Source organism: Sphingobacterium ginsenosidimutans, from assembly GCF_039536865.1.
Classification (GTDB): domain Bacteria; phylum Bacteroidota; class Bacteroidia; order Sphingobacteriales; family Sphingobacteriaceae; genus Sphingobacterium; species Sphingobacterium detergens.
Genome location: NZ_BAAAZK010000005.1, coordinates 359284 through 376524, shown reverse-complemented (window position 1 = coordinate 376524; position 17241 = coordinate 359284). Strand labels below are relative to the sequence as shown.

Sequence of the window (17241 nt, the reverse complement as noted above, 5' to 3'; positions counted from 1 at the left end):
ATCCACTTTTTGTTTTCCAAGCAGACCATCCCCATGCCAAACAATAAAATTTCTGATTATCAACAAGATGCACACCCCCCCCCAACGATCAATGTCCAAGTTCGTACAATCAACTGTCCGATATTGAACACCCATACTATCTTATTAAAATACAATAAAAATAAACGGTAAAAAATGCAGATAAGACCAGGGTTGTACGCCATCGTACATGAAGTGTCCGCTATCGAACACCGAACAGCAACACAAACAAAATAAACAACTAAAAATCAACAGGTTAAATTATTGGCACAGCTTTCATAGTTACATAGCAAATTGATATTAAATTATGGACAGACCTTTAGAAAAGAAGAAGTGGAATAGCAAACGTATCATGACCATTGTAGGGATTGCTGGCATCGTTGGATTAATCGGCGCTAGTTTTTACTTTACCTCGGGCAAAAGCAAGCTAAATGTAGAAGCGGACCGTATCTCTATTGTCGAAATAAAAAATGGTAACTTTCAGGAATTCATTCCAATCAATGGTACAGTGCTTCCAATCAGCAGCATCTATCTCGATGCTTCTGTAGGTGGCCGTGTAGAGGAAAAATTTGTTGAAGATGGTACTGTCTTAAAAAAAGGTGATCCGATTATGCGTCTATCCAATACAGATCAGGAACTCACGTTAGTTCAACAGGAAACACAAGTATTGAACCTTTTGACACAGTCGCAGATCGCGCAGACCAATGCCCAACAAGCAACTATTACCAACCGCAACCAGATGGCAGATGTCGAACAGGCTTTTAGAGAAGCCGAGCGTATCTATAACTTAAACAGAAAATTACTCGCGGAAAAAGCCATTGGCACACAGGAATTTGAAAAATCAAAAAACGAATATAATTATCAAAAGGAACGGGTCAATCTAACGAAACAGATTCTAAAACAAGACGAGATCTCCAACGCTCAAAAAACCAATCAAGATAAACAGACTTACCAACGTACACAAAGTGCGTTGGAATTAATGAAACGAAAAATTGGTGACCTCATCGTACGGGCACCTGTCGATGGTCAGTTAACCGCTTTTGATGCCGAAATCGGACAAAACAAAAATGCGGGTGAACGTTTGGGGCAGATTGACGTACTGACCGGATTTAAAGTGCGTGCTGATATTGACGAGCATTATATCAACCGTATTTTCCCAGATCTTCAGGGCGAATTTTCCATTGGTGACAAAACCTACAAGCTTCGCATTAAAAAGGTATACACACAGGTAACCAATGGCCGGTTCCAGGTCGATATGGAATTTATCAATGAAGTGCCCAAAGGAATCCGTCGTGGACAGACTTTACAGATACGTCTCGCTTTAAGTGATGAAACGAAAGCATTGTTATTAGCTAAAGGCGGTTTCTATCAACAGACTGGCGGCAACTGGATCTTCAAACTCGATAAGAATGGAAATACAGCCTATCGTGTCGACATCCAATTGGGCAGACAGAATCCGGAATATTATGAAGTGATCAAAGGATTGCAACCTGGAGACAAGGTAGTCGTATCAAGCTACGAGACCTATGATAAAGTACAGGAATTAAGTATCAAGAGGTAAATTTGAATAAGCAACACCAATTACGCAATACCACGATGATAAAGAACTTTATAAAAACAGCCTTTCGTAACCTTTGGAAAACCAAAGGGTACAGCTTTCTCAATATTTTTGGGTTAGCGATCGGCATTGCAGCGGCATCCTTGATCTTTTTATGGGTAGAAAATCAGTTAAGCTATAATGATAACTTCCCCAACAAAAAGGATATCTATATCGTCAAGTCAAAACAGACCTATGATGGTGCAACCTTTGTGTTCGAATCAACCCCCGGCCCCCTAGCGCAAAATATAGCGAAAGAGATTCCGGGCATTAAACATGCCGTACGCATGACATGGATTAGCCCAATGTTATTCTCTGTTGGTGACAACAATTTATTTCAGAATGGACTATATGCGGACGCGACCGTTGCCGACGTACTTTCGCTGGAATTTACGGAGGGGGATCGTAAGACCGCATTTGACAAAGTAGATAACATCATTTTATCAGAATCTGGAGCGAAAAAATTATTTGGTAGTCAACCAGCTCTAGGCAAAACAGTGAAGACCAATAACAAAGACCTTTACATCGTTTCAGCCATTACAAAAGACCTCCCTAAAAACAGCAGTTATAATTTTCAATGGTTAATTCCCTTCAAAAAATTTGAGTCTAGCCAAGACTGGCTGACCAGATGGGACAATAATGGTATCCAGACTTTGATCCAGGTTGAAGACAATACAAACGTTGATCAAATCAACAAACAGCTCATGAACTATGTCAAAAACAGAACCAATGGTGAGGTTACTTTTTCACAAAATTTCCTCTATCCAATGGAAAGATGGGTTACACATAACCGTTTTGATAACAGTGGAAATGAAATAGAAGGAAGTTTAAAAAATATTCGTCTGTTCAGCATTATTGCTTGGATCGTTTTGCTAATTGCCTGTATCAATTTTATGAATCTTGCTACCGCCAGATCCGAAAAAAGGGCAAAAGAAGTCGGTATGCGCAAAGTTGTTGGTGCAAGTCGTCAATCGTTGATTGGACAATTTCTCGCAGAATCATTGGTCCTAGCCACTATTTCCTCATTAGTTGCTATTTTATTGGTCTATATTTGTATTCGGCCATTTAATACCATGATTGGCCAAGACCTTCAGGTCGATTTATTCAAACCGATGCATCTTGCCTTTGTCATCACAATTACTTTAATATGCGGGCTATTTGCAGGAAGTTATCCCGCATTCTTTCTGTCTGCTTTCAAGCCACTATCGACTATCAAAGGAGCGAAGCAGAAAGCTGGCACCGGAAGTCTTATCCGCAAGGGATTGGTTGTGCTACAGTATACCGCATCGGTTGTACTGATCATTTGTACGATTATCATTTATCAGCAAATACAACATAACAAAAATAAAGACCTGGGTTTTGACAAGAGCCAGGTATTAACCACAGCATTACAAGGGGACATGGCCAAACATCTTCCCCTGATCAAAAACCAGCTCATCGCAACCGGGCTAGTGGAGCAAGTTGGTGTCAGTGATGTGAGTATTCTCAACATTTATAATAACACTTCTGGTTTTAATTGGGAAGGAAAAGATCCCAACAAGAGTATTCTGATCGGAATGTTGCGTGCAGATGAGGGCTTAGTACCAGCATTAGATCTTAAAATGTTTGATGGAAGAAACTTCCACGCCAACTTACTAGGAGATAGCACGTCGGTTCTTATTAATGAAACCCTTGCTAAATTAATCCGCAAAGATGGTCATGTAGTGGGTAGTATCCTTAATTACGGCGAAGAAAATTACACGATTGCCGGAGTCGTCAAAAACTTTGTTTATAACAACGTATATGCCGATCCAGATCCCATGTTATTTATTCCCTTAATCAGAGAGAGCGGTCTATTGAATATCCGAACAAAAGCAGGTATTGACCTGCCACAAGCTATTCAGCAAATTGAAAAGATTATTGTAAAAAATAATCCCGGATTTCCTTTCGATTACAAATTTTTGGATGAAACCTTCAATAGCAAATTTCAGGCTGAACTTTTTATACAACAGCTATCCAGCGTATTTGCCATCATATCGATTATTATTTCATGCTTAGGCCTATTTGGTTTAGCTGCCTTTGCGACAGAACAACGTGCCAAAGAGATCAGTATACGCAAAGTCCTCGGTGCTTCCGTTTCCGGTCTTATTCAGATGCTCAATCGCGAATTTATTATCCTTATTGGTATCTCCTGTATCATTGCATTCCCGATTGCGTGGATTTTCATGCACAAATGGCTCGCAGACTATGCACATCATATTACTATTTCTTGGACAGTCTTTGTACTGAGTGGCCTATCTGCAATAATTATAGCCTTATTAACGATTAGCTCACAAGCTTTTAAAGCAGCGATAGCCAATCCGACCAAGACACTCAGAGACGAATAAACAGAAAAATAAACAATTTAAAAGAATAGAATTAAACAGAATAATAACCGCCTAAAGCGATTGCCGAGGGCCCAAAACATAAAACCATGAGCGCAAAAAATATGATTAAAATAACCAATCTTCAAAAGTATTACCGTACGGAAGAAGTTGAGACTGTCGCATTGAACAATTTGAATATTCACGTAAAAGAAGGTGAATTTGTTGCCGTGATGGGCCCTTCTGGTTGTGGCAAATCAACTTTACTGAATATAATCGGACTATTGGATGATCTGGATGAAGGGAGCTATTTATTCAACGAGATCGAAGTGGCCAAATTTAAGGAACGTGGCCGTTCGGATCTGCGTAAGCACAATATCGGTTTCGTATTCCAGAGTTTTAATCTGATTGATGAGCTGACGGTATTTGAAAACGTGGAACTTCCTCTTGTCTATACCAATGTCCCTGCAGCCGAACGTAAGAAACGTGTCGAAGAAGTGCTAGAGAAGGTACAAATCATGCACCGTCGCAACCACTTTCCGCAACAGCTTTCCGGGGGACAGCAACAGCGTGTGGCCGTTGCCCGTGCTGTCGTCAATAATCCCAAATTAATTCTTGCCGATGAGCCTACGGGTAATCTGGACTCCAACAATGGTAACGAAGTGATGCAGCTCTTAACTGAACTGAACGAAGCTGGCACAACCATCGTCATGGTAACCCACAGTGAACATGACGCCAAATTTTCGGATCGTGTCATCCGTATGCTGGATGGTCAGGTCATTATGGAAACGACGTCATTAGGATCCTAGCGAAGCTAGCGACCCATTTTAAGGACAAGAAATGTTCTTAAAAATCTAAAGCGCTTACCTAAACAGGACCAAGAACTACGAAACGAGTTTAAAGTATAAAACGATGAAAGGTTTAAAATTAATTTTGAGACAATGGGGACGTAACCGTCTGTTTACCTTCCTTAATATCATCGGTCTAGCGATCGGGATCAGCGCAAGCTGGATTGTATTTAGAATTGTCAATTACGAATTCAGTTTTAACCAGAATCATCCCGACAAGGAACGGATTTATAAACTTTACTCGGCATTTAAGGAAGGTGAAAATATCCATCGCTTTGATGGGACTCCCTACCCTCTTGGTACTTATCTCGGCACTAATTTAAAAAAAGATCTGACCGGATTGGAATTGGTTGCACCTATCGCTAACCGATCATTTGAAAGCATTAAGGTAAAGCGTTCCAACAATGAAACGTTGGAATTCAATGCCCAGGACAAAATTGTCGCAGCCACTACAGACTATTTCAAACTTGTTCCCTATAAATGGATCGTTGGTAATCCAAATACCGCACTTAAAAACAACAATGAAGTTATCCTGACGGGCTCCCGCGCAAAACAATATTTTCCCGATGCAGATTTAAAATCCCTTCTTGGCAAAACAATACAATACGATGATCAGCTTCTTACGGTAACCGGGGTTGTTGCCGACTTAGACTATCCGAGTAGTTTTGTCGACAAAGAATTTATCCGTGTAAAGCCCAATCCGCAGGAAGCAGAAAACTGGGAGAATTCAAGTTCAAATTTCCATGTGTATGTTAAATTAACTGAAAATGGACAGCCTTCACAAGTAATTGCACTAGCAACCAAGAAGTTTCAGGAGATGGTCGGTGAGAAATTTAAACAGCACAATATAACGGCTGGTTATGAGTTAGCACCACTTACGGACTTGCATTTCAATAAATTCATCTTGAACGGAAGTGACAAGCAGGTGTTGTTCGGACTTATAGGTATAGCCGTATTTCTCCTTATACTGGCAAGTATCAATTATATCAACCTGACTACAGCCCGTGTTCCTGCCCGGGCCCGAGAAATTGGTATTCGGAAAACATTAGGAGAACAACCCAGACACCTGACGCGATCCTTTATCAAAGAAACCTTTTTTACCTGTCTATTTGGGCTGTTATTCTCCTGGCCATTGGTCAAGATATTTGAACTTACCTTTAGTTCATATCTTCCAGAAAATATAAACGCCTATTCGGATAGTCTACCAGTCTTTATCTTTCTATTGGGACTTATTATCCTATTAACGTTAATTTCCAGTCTGTATCCAGCTTACCTCATCAATAAGGTACATGTCGTAGAAGCCATCAAAATCCATGCAGCAGACAAAATTTCGTTTGGTGGTATTTCGCTCAGAAAGATCCTCATTGTCTTTCAATTTGTAATCGCTCAGGCTTTTGTCGTATTGACAGTGATCATGGGTTTGCAGCTACAACATGCCTTAAATAGCGATGTTGGCTTTCAGGATGATGCTGTTATTACACTCAAACTGCCCTATAAAAAAGCGGAAGATTCCGGCAAAAGTCCATTTCTGTTGAAAGAGCTTCTCCAAAAATATCCTGAAATTGATCAGGTTTCGCTAGGCCACCTCCCAATGAATAACGACCAATGGGGAAATAATATCGTTATGCAGAGCGATACCGGTCAGATCATGGTCAATATGCCTTTTAAATATATCGAAGAAAATTACCTCGATGTATTTAGAATGAAACTACTGGCCGGCCGGGCTCTCAAACTTTCGGATACAACTTCAGGAATACTGGTTAATCAAAAAGCCATTAGTAAATTTGGATTTAAATCCCCTGCGGAGGCCGTTGGAAAAACCGTTTCTGTAAACGATCGTCCAACGACAATTGTCGGCGTACTGGCCGATTTCCACAACTTTAATCTCCACGCCCCATTAGAGCCTCTTGCTATGCAAATATCAACCAACAAGGGCACGCTGCAGAATATTAATATCAAATTAAATGGAGATCCTAAAAAATGGCACCAGGCGATTGCATCCATAAAGACCGAATGGGAAAACGTATATCCAAATGCACCATTTACCTACCAATTTTATGACGAGCGGATCAAGGAACTCTATGAAAAAGACTATCGTTTTTATAAAATAATCAATTTATCAACGTCAATTACCATTTTATTAAGCTGCTTGGGATTGATCGGTTTAGTGACCTTAACTACACATCAGCGGACAAAAGAGATCGGTATCCGAAAAATTTTGGGAAGCACGGTCAGTGGAATTGTACTACTGCTATCAAAAGATTATATCAAACTAATTGTTATCTCGATCCTAATTGCTACACCGATTGCCTGGCTTGCGATTGATAAATGGCTAACCGACTTTGCTTTTAAAATAGAGCTCAGCTGGTGGATGTTTATTATTCCAGCAATAGTGACTATTGGCGTAGCGTTTTTAGCCATGAGCTATCAATCCGTCAGTGCTGCCCGTGCAAATCCAGTAGATAGTTTAAGAGATGAATAAAGAAGCATTTTATAAAAAATAAACCCAATAAAACCGAATTGTAATGAGTAATATGAAATTGATTTTTAGACAACTCTGGCGACATCGTCTTTTTACTTTGCTAAATGTATTGGGACTTGCAATAGGTATAAGCGCCTGTTGCTTTATCTTTCGTATTGTCAATTATGAATTTAGTTTTGACCAACAACATCCAGACAAAGAGCAGATATACAAAGTATTCTCGCATACACAAAGCGAAAAAGAAAGCGGAGATTTTGACGCAGTACCATTTCCCCTTCCTTATTACCTGAAAGAGAACTCGCAAGATGTCGAATTGGTTGTACCTTATTATAATCGTTATTTTGAAATTGTAACACCAGCTTCCAAAAGTGAAACACCCACGGAGTTTGCCCGACAGGAAAAGATTTTTGCAACGACAGCCGACTATTTTAAAATGGTCCCCTACAAATGGCTTGCCGGAAGTCCGCATCAGCTTTTCAAGCTCCAAAATGAAGTTGTTCTTACCGAATCGCGTGCGAAAGCCTATTTCCCAAAACTGCAAAGTCAGGATATTATAGGCAAGACCATTTCTTATGATACGACACAGTTTACTGTATCTGGCATTGTAGAAGACTTAAGTTATCCAAGTACTTTTATTGGTAAGGAATTTATCAAAATACCTGATCAGGATCCGAATTTAAACAATTGGTTGATGCTGATGAACTATTATCAGTTATTCGTCAAAGTCAAATCTGCCGATCATCTTAAAAATCTCGCCAATACCATCGATCAAAAATTAGTGCAGATGAATGGCGAAGAATATAAAAAAGAGAACTATAAGCAAACTACACGTTTTTCACCATTATCTGAGCTGCATTTTAACCCAATTATACAAAATCACAGCAACATCCAGGTACTCTATGGACTTATCGGAATAGCCGCATTTCTACTTGTATTAGCTGCTATCAATTATATCAATCTAAGTACCGCGATGGTACCTATGCGCGCACGATCCATTGGTATACGGAAAACATTGGGGGAACGGGAAGTCTATTTGACCCGAAGCTTTTTAACAGAGACTTTTTTGGTCGCACTATTCGCCCTCTTGCTTTCTTGGCCTTTTACAAAAATGATGGAAATACTGTTCAGCGATTTTATCCATTCGGACATCAACATGTACGACGATCAGTTCAATCTGTTGTTATTCATCATTGGGTTACTTGTCTTAATCACATGCTTCGCTGGAATATATCCATCGATATTGATCAACAAAGTAAAATTGATCGAAGTCATGAAAATAAAGAGTTTATCCAATAACTCAAACAAAGGCGTATACCTCCGCAAAGGACTGATTATTTTTCAGTTTATTATCGCTCAAGTTTTCCTTATTGGCACTTTCGTGATCACCATTCAGATCAAGCATATGCTCAAGAGCGATCTGGGATTTACTAAAGATGCTATTGTCACCGTATCAATTCCCAATCGGGCTGCTGATAAAGCGACAACAGATCCATTTGTATTTAAGCAGGCCTTATCCAAATATCCCGAAATCGCCCGTGTCTCCTTGGGCCATTTTCCTATGGATAATAGTTATTGGGGAAATAGAATCCGTAAATATGGCGAAGAGGAAATCAAAAATAGAATCATGCAATACAAGTATGTTGATCAGGATTACATTGACCTCTACGATATAAAACTTCTTGCTGGCCGCAAATTAATGACGTCTGATACGAGTTCGGGGATTATAATCAACCAAAAAGCAATGACCGAACTGGGATATAAAAATGTTGACGAAGCAATCGGACAATCTGTTATCTCCAGAGACAAAAATGTAAAAATTGTAGGTGTTATAGCTAATTTCCACAGCAAAGATCTTCACCAGCAGTTAAATCCTATTGTGATGGAAGTTTCAACCAATAGAGGCCCACTTGGACACATAAATATCCGTCTGGACAATGATCCTAAAAAATGGTCGACTGCCTTGGCGATCCTCGAAAAAGAATGGAAAAGCATTTATCCACATGCCAAATTCAGCTATCGCTTTTATGACCAGGAGATCAAATCTCTTTACGAAACAGATATGCGACTGTCCAAAATTATCAATCTGGCAACAGCAATCACCTTATTGCTGAGCTGCCTTGGTCTCGTTGGTTTAGTTACGATAACAACTGTACAACGCACAAAAGAAATTGGAATCCGCAAAGTATTGGGAAGTACCGTTACGGGTATCATTGGTCTACTTTCTAAAGATTACATCAAACTGATCATTGTTTCAATTTTGGTATCAACACCAATTGCCTGGTGGGCCATACACGAATGGTTGCAGGATATTACATTTAAAATTGAGATACAATGGTGGTTATTTTTTATACCCGCGGTACTCACGATAGGGATAGCATTTTTGACATTAAGTTTTCAATCATTGCGGGCCGCGCGTGCAAATCCAGTCAACAGTTTAAGAGATGAATAAAAGAAGCTCAATAGTGATCAGAGAAAGTGATGGGTCTCAATAATGAGCCCATTACAATCTCTATTTAATAAAAAGAGCAAACAGATATAACCAAAATATAAGGTCTAAAATTTCAAAACTAATCCGCATGATTAAAAATTATATTATAACGGCCGTTCGGGAATTGAGCAAAAAGAAATTCTACAGCATCATCAATATGGTAGGCTTGGCAATTTGTTTAACGATCTCTACGCTTATTATTTTGTGGGTGCAGGATGAAAAGAGCTTTGATACCTTTCATAAGGATTATGAACAGATCTATTCCGTTAATTCTATACTACAAAACAATGATAAAGAACAAGTTTGGACGACCTCCCCAGCTCCCTTATTCAAGTTTGCACAACAGTTGCCCGAAGTAAAAAATGCGAGTCGGGTAAATCTAGAAGAGAATGCCACATTAGTGGATGACAAAAAAAAGCAAACTTATTCGGATATAGATCTAGTCTATGTAGATCAAAACTTTTTCTCTCTTTTTAATTTCCCCCTACGTGCCGGATCCATCGAAAATTTTCAACAGGATCTCACGGCAATTCTAATTACCCAAAATCTTGCTAAAAAACTCTTTGGTGAAGAAAGTCCGATCGGCAAAAGTATCCGGAAAAATAATACCACCTTTGTGGTTCGCGCGATACTACAAGATATTCCCCAGAACTCAAGCATTCAATTTGATGCAATTATTCCACTCTCCTTTTATGCCAAACGATTTACTGAAAACGGAGGGAATGGTGAATGGAAAACAATTGATGAAGATCTGGGAAATTTTTATTACAGCAACTACATTCAAGTAAACAAAAATGCAGATCCAACACAGGTTGCTGCAAAAATAACCAATTACTATAAAAAAGCACAAAAAGCAGATGTTACTATACAGTACCGATTGGCCGCTTTAAAAGATATCCATCTCATTAGTCCAGAAGGAAACCAAACCGCACGCCGTACCGTACAGATTTTTTCGGTGATCGCAATTCTCCTGCTCGTTATCGGAGCGGTAAACTATATTAATCTGAGTACGGCGCGTTCGTTGGAAAGAATTAAAACAATCGGCATTAGAAAAGTAATTGGAGCAAGTAAAAAGCAGCTTTTTTTCCAATTTGTAGTAGAATCTGTTATCATCTTTAGTGTAGCACTTATCCTTGCTATTTCATTGGTCTTACTGTTAATCCCAAGTTACAATGAGCTGGCCGGAAAGTCCTTGGCCTTTACCCTGAGTAATCCCGAAATCTGGATCTATCTTACTTGCACCTTATTAGGCACCCTCTCCCTTTCGAGCATATATCCTGCGATCTATCTCGCTTCATTTCAACCGATACAATCGCTAAAAGGACAATCAACACAGCAAGATGGGACGAAGAGGCTTAGGAGATCATTGGTCATTATACAGTTCAGCATTTCCATTATATTGATCATCTGTACGATCGTTATCAGAAATCAACTCTCCTATATGCGTAAGATGGATTTAGGTTATGCTAAAGATCAAGTATTTACAGTTCCGCTCTCAGATGAACACATCAAACACGCAGACGCCATTATATCCGAACTCAAACAGTCTACATCCATAGCCGCAGTCTCACTGTCTGGATTTTATTCCATAATGGATTATGGCAATGCTACTGGCGACATTAGCTGGCCCAATAAAACGACGGAGAATCAAGCTATTGTAGGACGAGCGACCATAGACCAAAACTTTATTCCACTCATGGGAATGAAATTTGTCGCTGGCACCAATTTCACAGGACTTCCATCGGATTCTTCCAGTTATATTATCAATGAAACCTTAGCAAAACAAATGGGACTTAAACCGCCTTATATTGGAGCCCAAATGAGCTTGCATGAAGTTCCTGGCAAAGTAATCGGTATCTTAAAGGATTTCAACTTTAAATCCGTGAAAGAAAAAGTAGGACCAATTGTATTGTGGACACGTCAATTTAAAGGGACATTGTATATCAAATCAAACGCGGATCATATTCCTGAAGCCATCAAGACGATCGAAAAAATATACAAGGCACATCCTTCCGCAACACCATTTAGTTATAGTTTCATAGATGATCAATTTGACAAAATCTATAAATCTGAAAATCGGACGGCATTTCTTTTTAACCTTTTTGCTGGAGTTGCCATCTTTATTTCTGCTTTGGGTCTTTTTGCATTAAGTACCTATTCAGCCCAAATAAGAATCAAAGAAATTGGCATCCGCAAGGTCCTGGGAGCCTCCGTATTTGGTATTGTCAAGTTACTGAGCCGAGAATTCGTTATACTCGTATTTATTGCTATTCTCATTGCTTCACCGATAGCCTACTATCTTTCAACAAACTGGTTGCAGACGTTTGCGTATAAGATTAATCTCAATGTATTTACCTTTATTCTAGGTAGTATATTATCACTAGGCATTGCCTTATTTACGATTAGCCTGCAAGCAGTCAAAGCAGCATTGGCCAACCCGATACATAGTTTAAAAGATGAATAAATAAAATAATGATATGTCAAGCGGTTATCATGTCCCAGAAAAAGATGTAAAGGATGGCCCAGATAAACTTTCATAAAAAACAGTAACCATGATACAAAATTATATTAAAATAGCCTGGCGCAATATTCTAAAGAATAGAGGTTATGCCACCATAAATATTGTAGGCCTCGCCATTGGTTTGGCTTGCTGCTTATTAATTGTTATTTATGTACAGAATGAACTTTCTTACGATAAATATCATGTCCACAAAGACCGTATTTTCCGCGTTGTACATGATTATAAAGAAGTTGGTAGTACAGAACAACATCAGATCTGGGGAAATGCCCCGATCGGAGAAGCCCTGAAAGCCGATTTCCCAGAAATCGAGAAGATCGTTCAGTTCTCCGGGCAAACGTCCATCCTACTTAAACAAGGAGAAAATAGATTCCAAGAAGAAAATGTATTTTTCATGGATTCTACAGCATTCGATGTATTCAGTTGGAAAATCCTTGCCGGTAATCCGCATACAGCTTTAAAAAATGCATATTCTGTTGTATTGACAGAAAGCACAGCTAAAAAGTATTTCGGTGATCAGAACCCTATCGGCAAAACCATTGAAGGAGGATTAGCCGCCGGCCGTGCAGATGCAGGCCTGTATACCGTAACAGCCGTGATGGCAGATGTACCGGCCAACTCACATTTTACCTTCGATGCGCTATTATCTATGAGCACCTTCCGGAAAGCAAGACCAGGTGTCTTCGAAAAAGAAGGTTGGGACTATGTAGATTTTTATACCTACTTTTTGACATCAAAAGACTTTGATCCTACAAAGTTTAATCAGAAGGTAACTGACTTTCTCAAACGACATATCCCAGTAAATGAAAACGCCAATTCAAAATACAGTTTCCATATCGAGCCCATGCTTCAGGCATATATGCACTCCGCTGCGGATCGCCAACCGGGAACAACGGGTAGCTTTCAAAATTTGTACATTTTCGCGATTATTGGCGGATTTATCCTGCTGATTGCCTGTGTCAATTTTATGAATCTTGCTACGTCCAGATCCATGGAGCGTGCCAAGGAAGTCGGTGTCCGAAAAGCCATTGGGGCCAATAAAAGCAATCTGATTCTACAGTTTATGTCTGAATCGCTGGTACTCGTATTTATCGGCGGTATATTAGCTATCGCTTTGGTCATTGCCTTTCTCCCTTTTATGGAAGCTTTTTCCGGTAAACAGTTTGGTTATTCAACCCTCCTTAACGGCACCACATGGACAATTTTCTTTTTAGTAACACTAATAACCGGGATATTAGCCGCAAGCTACCCCGCATTGATCCTCGCAAATTTTAAACCGATTAAAGTTCTGAAGGGGACGTTTAGCAACAGTAAAGGTGGGACATTATTACGTCGGGGTCTCGTCGTCTTTCAATTTTGTCTTTCTATTGCATTGATTGCAGGTACGGTGATTGTATTTTCCCAATTGAATCAACTGCAACAGCAAGACCTTGGATTTCAAAAAGCACAACGTTTAATCATCGACTATAATTTCGATGAAAAAGTCAACAACAACTTAGAGGCAATCAAAAATACACTCGCAAAAGATAAAGATGTACAGTCGGTGACAGCCTCACGCACCATTCCGGGGGCATTTTTTCCAAATGCCGGAACAGAGATTATGTCTACCGATGGCAAAATGACCAATTTCGCTCCTTCACTATATGAAGTAGATATAGACTTTATCCCCAATATGGGCATCAAGATGGCAGCAGGAAGAGCCTACTCACGCGATTTCCCAGCAGATAGCGCCCATTCACTCGTGATTAATGAATCAGCAGCCAAATTATGGGGGTATTCAAACCCACAGGATATCATCGGAAAACAATTTAGACAGTGGGGCAAAGAAGGTACGGTCATCGGCGTTGTAAAAGATTTCAATTACCTGTCCCTGCATCGCAAAATTGAGCCATTAGCGCTACGACTTGAGCCAAGTAGCAGCCGTTATCTGACCGTGAATCTACAAAATGTCAATCAACAAACAGTGGCACGAATTGGTAAATTATGGGCCGAACTCGCCCCTCACCGTCCCTTTCTATATAGTTTCTTAGACGATAATTTTAACCGTCAATACGAAGCCGATTATAACTTCAGAAGACTCTTTACAGCCTTTTCAAGCCTAGCCCTTTTTATTGCCTGCTTAGGTCTACTGGGATTGGTAACCTATACTGCTCAACAGCGTACCAAAGAAATCGGGGTCCGCAAAGTGCTTGGTGCTTCCATATACAATTTAGTGCTCCTGCTTTCTTCCGATTTTATCAGACTATTAGTCATTGCGCTCTGTATCGCTACCCCGTTATCATGGATAGCAATGAACAAGTGGCTGGATAATTTTGCCTACCATATTGAGCCAAAATGGTGGATGTTTGCTTTTGCCGGATTTACAGCTGTTCTCATTGCCCTGGTTACCGTTAGTTTCCAAACGTTTAAAGCCGCTAAAGCCAATCCGGTCGATAGCCTAAGAGACGAATAAATAGTATACCATCAAGAACAAACTTAATATATCAGCACAACACAAACAGTACAATCATGATCAAAAACTACATAAAAACAGCCTGGCGAAGTATTCGGGCCAACCGATTTTTCAGCATCCTTAATATTAGCGGATTAGCGATTGGCATCTGTGTCTCGCTGCTATTGTTTGCTTTTATTCGTCAGGAACTGAGTTTTGATACGATGTATTCAAAAGCCGATAATATCTATCGTTTGCACATGCAGCTGTCGGCAGAATACAACCGGGAGAAAATGATCAACCTGCCCAATGCGGTGGGGCCTGCAATGAAATCAGATATTGCGCAGGTTGACAATATGGTGCGACTGGTAAAAGATGGCTTTGGAGCAACGGCTTCCATTCGCGCTGGAGAGGAAAATTTTAATGAGAAACAATTATACCTTGCCGATTCTACATTATTCTCCATTTTTGATTTCCAATTTATAGAAGGGAATATTCATACTGCGTTTCTAAATAAAAAAAGTATTGTCCTTTCTCAATCAACAAAAGAAAAGTTGTTTGGTAAGCGTGAAGCACTGGGAAAACTCATTTCCATTAACCAAAGAGATACCGTACAGGTCACCGGTGTATTCAAGGATCTTCCCGCAAATAGTACACTGGACTGTAATATGGTCATGAATATTATGGATTCTTGGATGGGACAAAATGTCTATTGGAGTAATGCCAGCTATGAGACGTATATATTACTAAAAAAAGGATCCGATCCAGCTGCTGTTGCGCAAGAAGCAACAAAATTGATTGACAAATACGTAGAAAAAGACAACCGGTATTTCACCGAATTTTTCTTACAACCACTGTTAAAGGTGCATCTCTACTCATCAAGTCTTGGAGAGGGAGTTACCAAACGCACAGGAAACATTGACACCATCCGAACACTATCCGTTCTTGCTTTTCTCGTCATCGCCATTGCCTGTATCAATTACATGAACCTGGCCACGGCAAAGTCACAAAAGAATGCTAAAGAGGTGGGTGTAAATAAGGTACTTGGAGCTACTCGAGGCCAACTCATTGTCCGCTTTTTTGTCGAAACCGCAACGATTAGCCTATTTGCGATGACAATCGGTGTGGTTTTGGCCATTATTTTGATCCCGCTATTTAATACCATCGGCAATACAAATATTACCGTGCAACAACTTCTGACCTGGGATATGCTAGGGATATTAGCGCTATCCTGGTTTATAATTACGTTTGTTGCTGGCAGCTACCCAGCCTTATTCTTATCAAAGATCAAATCGATCGCATTGATGAATAAAGGTTATAACAAACAAGGGAAAACCGTTCTGATCAGACAAATATTGGTGATATGCCAATTTACCATTTCGATTATATTGATCATCGGCATCTCTGTGATGCTCACCCAGATGAATTATATCCGAAATAAAGACCTCGGCTATCAACCGGAACATGTGATCTCTATCCCTATCCGTTCTTTCCGGAGTCAGGAAAAACTCAACACGCTCAATCAACAGGTCCAAAGCTTATCACATACGCTGTCTACCACATTCGTACAGTCCGTTCCTGGAAGCAATGAAAGCGGAAAAACAATCTATAAACTCAGCACAGATAAACAGGGATTACCGACACTAAGTTGTGTCACTTATGGAAAGACCGTAAATACACTTGGATTAAAACTGCTTGCCGGAAAAGATTTACCCGACATTTGGGGACGTCCAGATTCCACCTGTTATATGTTGATCAACGAGAAAGTAATGAAATACTTAGGGTATAAATCCCCACAGGAAGCGATTGGAAAACATATCGTCACCGAGATGAGCCCGACCAACTCGATCATCACGGGTGTCGTCCAGGATTTTAATTATGCAAACCTTAAATCCGAAATCGGAGGTTACAGCTATTACAGCATGAATGATCCCTCGGAATCACCACGCAACTTATTGATCCGCTATAAAACGACAGATGTTCAAGCATATATCGAACAAATAAAGAGGATATATACAGCTGTTGCTCCGGAAGCTGCATTCGATATTTCTTTTTTAGATCAACATGTGCAAGACCAATATGAAAATGAAATTCGGTCATCCAATGTCATGAGTATGTTTTCATTTCTTACTCTTTTTATTGCCTGTCTCGGTCTGTTGGGATTAGCAGCCTATACCACCGAAGCCAGAAGCAAAGAAATCGGTATCCGCAAAGTCTTGGGAGCTAGTGTTCCGGGCATTATTCATTTATTATCATCAAATTATATCAAACTGATTCTTCTCGCTTTTCTTATTGCCGGACCGATCGCTTATTATCTCTTCAGCCATTGGTTAAATGATTTTGTGTATCATATTGAGATGCCATGGTGGGCTTACCTGATTGCGATCGTATCGGTCACGCTGGTGGCGTTTATCACCATAGGATTCCAGACATTCAAAGCCGCGCTATTGAATCCGGTAAATAGCCTAAGAGACGAATAGATCTTCATCTGGTTGAATCAATTTAAAACTAAACGAC

8 protein-coding genes are annotated in these 17241 nt (G+C 39.9%); all 8 read left to right on the top strand.

From position 1 onward, the window contains the following. Positions 1-325: 325 nt before the first annotated feature. Positions 326-1579 (top strand): efflux RND transporter periplasmic adaptor subunit, encoded by a 1254-nt coding sequence (locus ABFX33_RS10485; RefSeq protein WP_120261624.1) that lies wholly within the window; start codon positions 326-328, stop codon positions 1577-1579. A 35-nt stretch (positions 1580-1614) separates the two neighbouring features. Beyond that, positions 1615-3981 carry an ABC transporter permease gene (locus ABFX33_RS10480; RefSeq protein WP_346085980.1) on the top strand — a complete coding sequence of 789 codons (2367 nt, stop codon included), beginning with the start codon at positions 1615-1617 and terminating at the stop codon, positions 3979-3981. Positions 3982-4082: 101 nt separating this feature from the next. After that, positions 4083-4766, top strand: a complete 684-nt coding sequence (locus ABFX33_RS10475) for an ABC transporter ATP-binding protein (protein WP_104385115.1) — start codon at positions 4083-4085, stop codon at positions 4764-4766. Between the two features lie 103 nt (positions 4767-4869). After that, a complete protein-coding gene (locus tag ABFX33_RS10470) occupies positions 4870-7287 on the top strand; it encodes an ABC transporter permease (RefSeq protein WP_346085978.1) in 2418 nt (805 codons plus the stop codon). A 43-nt stretch (positions 7288-7330) separates the two neighbouring features. Then, positions 7331-9736 (top strand): ABC transporter permease, encoded by a 2406-nt coding sequence (locus ABFX33_RS10465; protein WP_346085976.1) that lies wholly within the window; start codon positions 7331-7333, stop codon positions 9734-9736. 127 nt (positions 9737-9863) lie between these two features. Then, positions 9864-12239, top strand: a complete 2376-nt coding sequence (locus ABFX33_RS10460) for an ABC transporter permease (protein ID WP_346085974.1) — start codon at positions 9864-9866, stop codon at positions 12237-12239. A gap of 88 nt (positions 12240-12327) precedes the next feature. Then, complete coding sequence (locus ABFX33_RS10455) at positions 12328-14745, top strand: ABC transporter permease (RefSeq protein ID WP_346085972.1); 2418 nt, start codon at positions 12328-12330, stop codon at positions 14743-14745. A 56-nt stretch (positions 14746-14801) separates the two neighbouring features. Continuing rightward, positions 14802-17204 carry an ABC transporter permease gene (locus ABFX33_RS10450; RefSeq protein WP_346085970.1) on the top strand — a complete coding sequence of 801 codons (2403 nt, stop codon included), beginning with the start codon at positions 14802-14804 and terminating at the stop codon, positions 17202-17204. Positions 17205-17241: the final 37 nt, after the last annotated feature.